General features: G+C 54.2%; 3 protein-coding genes. All 3 read right to left on the bottom strand.

From position 1 onward, the window contains the following. Positions 1–186 precede the first annotated feature (186 nt). Positions 187–1,044, bottom strand: coding sequence for a DMT family transporter (locus ACETWG_10750; protein MFB0517063.1), 858 nt, complete (start codon positions 1,042–1,044; stop codon positions 187–189). A gap of 32 nt (positions 1,045–1,076) precedes the next feature. Continuing rightward, the gene (locus tag ACETWG_10745; GenBank protein ID MFB0517062.1) at positions 1,077–2,411 is read right to left on the bottom strand and encodes a D-tagatose-bisphosphate aldolase, class II, non-catalytic subunit; all 1,335 of its coding nucleotides are present in this window, start codon (positions 2,409–2,411) and stop codon (positions 1,077–1,079) included. Positions 2,412–2,450: 39 nt separating this feature from the next. Further along, positions 2,451–2,955: carbohydrate kinase family protein (locus tag ACETWG_10740; protein MFB0517061.1), on the bottom strand; the 505-nt coding region annotated here is incomplete at its 5' end.

Below are 2,955 nucleotides of genomic sequence, written 5' to 3'. Positions count from 1 at the left end.
CCTGAAAGCCTATATCATTTCCCGACTACAACACCAGACAGACCTCGCCGGCAATAACCTCTAAGAGCTATACTTGATCAGGGTGCCCTGAATGCCGCTGCTCATTGAATGCGCTGCCAGCCCCCCTGCCACCGACACCCAGCGACTGCGTCAGAGACACTTGCGAGAGGCCAGCAAGGCTGCCGGCTATTTGGCCATGAGATAGATCGCAATAACAGCGACTACCATACCTGCCAGGGTAATGGGATGGGGAATGACGTTGTATATAATCAAGGATAGAATTATGGTAATCACCGGGGCCAGGGCCGTCATGGGCACCACAATAATCGCCTTGCCATAGCGGACAGCGTAGACAAACATGAGGGCCCCCACGGCATTAAGAACCTGAATCATGGCCGCCAGATAGGGCCCCCGAAAGCCCCAGTTGATGTCCTGGGAAAAATCCGTCATCAACAGGGCTATTGGGATCAGTAAAATCCCGGTGGCCATCATGTAGAAGAACACACTTTCGGCTTTCATGCGCTCTTGGGCAAACTTCATCACGTAGGCCTGGATGCCCCAGAACAGGAAAACAAAGAAAGCTAGAAACAGCCACACAACTCCCTTGGCCTGGCTCTCGGGTGGCTGATAAGACAGTAGAATAATAGCAAACAGCGCCATGACAATGCCCGTCCACGAGCGTCGGCCGGCATGCTCCTTGAGTAGCCACACACCTAGAATGATAGTCACAACCGGATACAATGAGATGATCGGAAATACTAGGTAGGCCGGTCCCGTGCGCAGGGCCTGAAAAAGGATCAGCTGACCACCAGCACCAAGGAATCCTACCATCGAACCGTGGAAAATGGATCGCTTATCATATTCCAACTGCCAGCTGATGATTCTCAAGGCCACCAGGGCACAGGGAATCATTGTGAGCGCCCAAACGGAATAGCCAAGAGTAGCGGGGAAACCCGCTTTCTCCGGTATTTCAATAAATGCTCCCCAGACACCCCAGAAAAGGGTGGTAATAATGGCAAATACGAGCCAGGGTCTTCCTTTCACTGGTACCTCTCTTCTGATTATTGACTACTTACTCAGCCTGCTTCACTCACCAGTGACTGTGAGCCATGCCCACAAGCACGGGCATAAATCCGGGTTACTTCCATAATTTTACTGTGGATTAAATCGATCGGAATAGTGGTCAATCGTCCCCTGCGTACTGCGCGGTATTGAGCCGGCATGTATTGGCTTAACAATGTCAAAGGCACCCGGTACTCGGTCAGGTTGCTCAGCAGCCGGCTCAGCGCTTCCTGCACTTCCCGCTGGGGCCAGTAATACCGCACCCGGTCGCTGTAACTATAGCTCCGGGCGTATTGCAGCTGAGCTTCATCACCGCGATAATGTTTCCGCCAGTAATCCGGCTGGTCCACCATTACCTCCTCTAGAACATTCCGGATACGGGAGAGGGTAATCCCCTTCTTATTCGCAAGCCATTCGGCTTCCATCCGGGCTAAGGCGAATACCGCTTCCCGGAAGGTAAAAGTAAGCCAGGGCCCCACCTTCAGGATGGCGAAATGATCTTCAACCATCTGACGCAAGGCCTCACCGGTCTGATAATCGGTGGAATGGGCCTCATAAACCAGCTGGTCGTCATTTTCAATGAAGCTGGATAGGTCCTTCGCCCTAACACGGTCATATTCGATGACCATCGCGTCGCCAAATTCAACACCCGGCTGCACCACAACGGCGACCACGCGCTCCCAGGCCGAGGGAAGGTCCCGCTTCTGAAATGCCTGCTGGTGTAAGCATATGGTCTGTTGCGCACCTTGAATGGATGTAACATGGTGTTCTATAATACCGCCCTTACCGCCACCCGGGATGGGGACGTCAGTACCGATCACATAAAGCGGCGGCGAAGAACCGGCGGGCCGCTCGGCATAAGCCTCCTCAGCCACCTGGCATAAGTCGGCCGAACGTCCGGCAATGACCTCCGGATCCAACGGAGTTTGACTATCACCGGAATCATCTCCCAGGCGCATGCTGGCGTCCAGGTGAATTTTGGTGAAGCCAGCTTCAACATACGCCCGGATAAGCTCACAGGCTTTTAATAAGGCACTCGCTGCTGGCTCACCTTGCCACGGGTTTGGCCCCAGATGGTCACCACCAAGGATCGCTCGCTCAATAGGAAAGTCCAGAGATTTAGCGATATCCTGGATGTAGGCCACGAATCGTTGTGGGGTCATGCCAGTGTAGCCCCCAAACTGATTGACCTGGTTCGAGGTAGCCTCAACCAGGAGCGAAGTTCCGTCAGCTTTGGCCTGGAGCATGGCAGCTTCGATAGCAAAGCGATTGGCGGAGCAGACGGAATAGATACCCAGACTGCGCCCTGCTTTTTGAGCCGCCACTACTTCTGCGAAGGGATGATTCATGATAAAAGGCTGAAAAGATTCCGGCAGCCTACAGGAGTGTCAGTTGCCGAAGATATCCTCGTGTTCATGACTGGCCAGGAACTGCTTCAGTTCTTCCATGGTCGGCGAGGCTGTCGCCCCGCCCATCTTGGTCGTGGCCAGGGCACCACAGGCGGCGCCCGCCTTCAGGCACTGCCGGATGTCCGACCCCTGGAGCCACTCATTCAGGAAGCCAGCGTTGAAACTATCCCCGGCTCCCGTAGTATCGACAGGCTCAACCCGATAGGTCCGCACCCGAATGATCCTTTCATCAGCCAGGCAGGTAACTCCCTCTTCCCCTTGTTTGATAACGGCCACTTGAGAATAGGACCCAAGTTCCGCCAGGGCTTCATCTACCGTCTTTCTGTCCGAAATATTGAGGGCCTCCTGTTCGTTGGGCAAGAAGACGTCCACATTTCGGAGGACTTCCATGATATCCTCAGTCCACTCCTCCTGGGGATCCCAACCAGGATCGAAAGAAGTGGTTAATCCTGCCCCTTTGGCGCGTTTAAATAACTCCGCACAG

Source organism: Candidatus Neomarinimicrobiota bacterium, assembly GCA_041862535.1.
Classification (GTDB): Bacteria; Fidelibacterota; Marinisomatia; order SCGC-AAA003-L08; family TS1B11.
This window is presented reverse-complemented; position numbering and strand designations above follow the sequence as displayed.

Bases quoted from the DNA above. Each gene is read 5' to 3' on its own strand.
- ACETWG_10745 (MFB0517062.1), bottom strand. From the start codon at position 2,411: ATGAATCATCCCTTCGCAGAAGTAGTGGCGGCTCAAAAAGCAGGGCGC.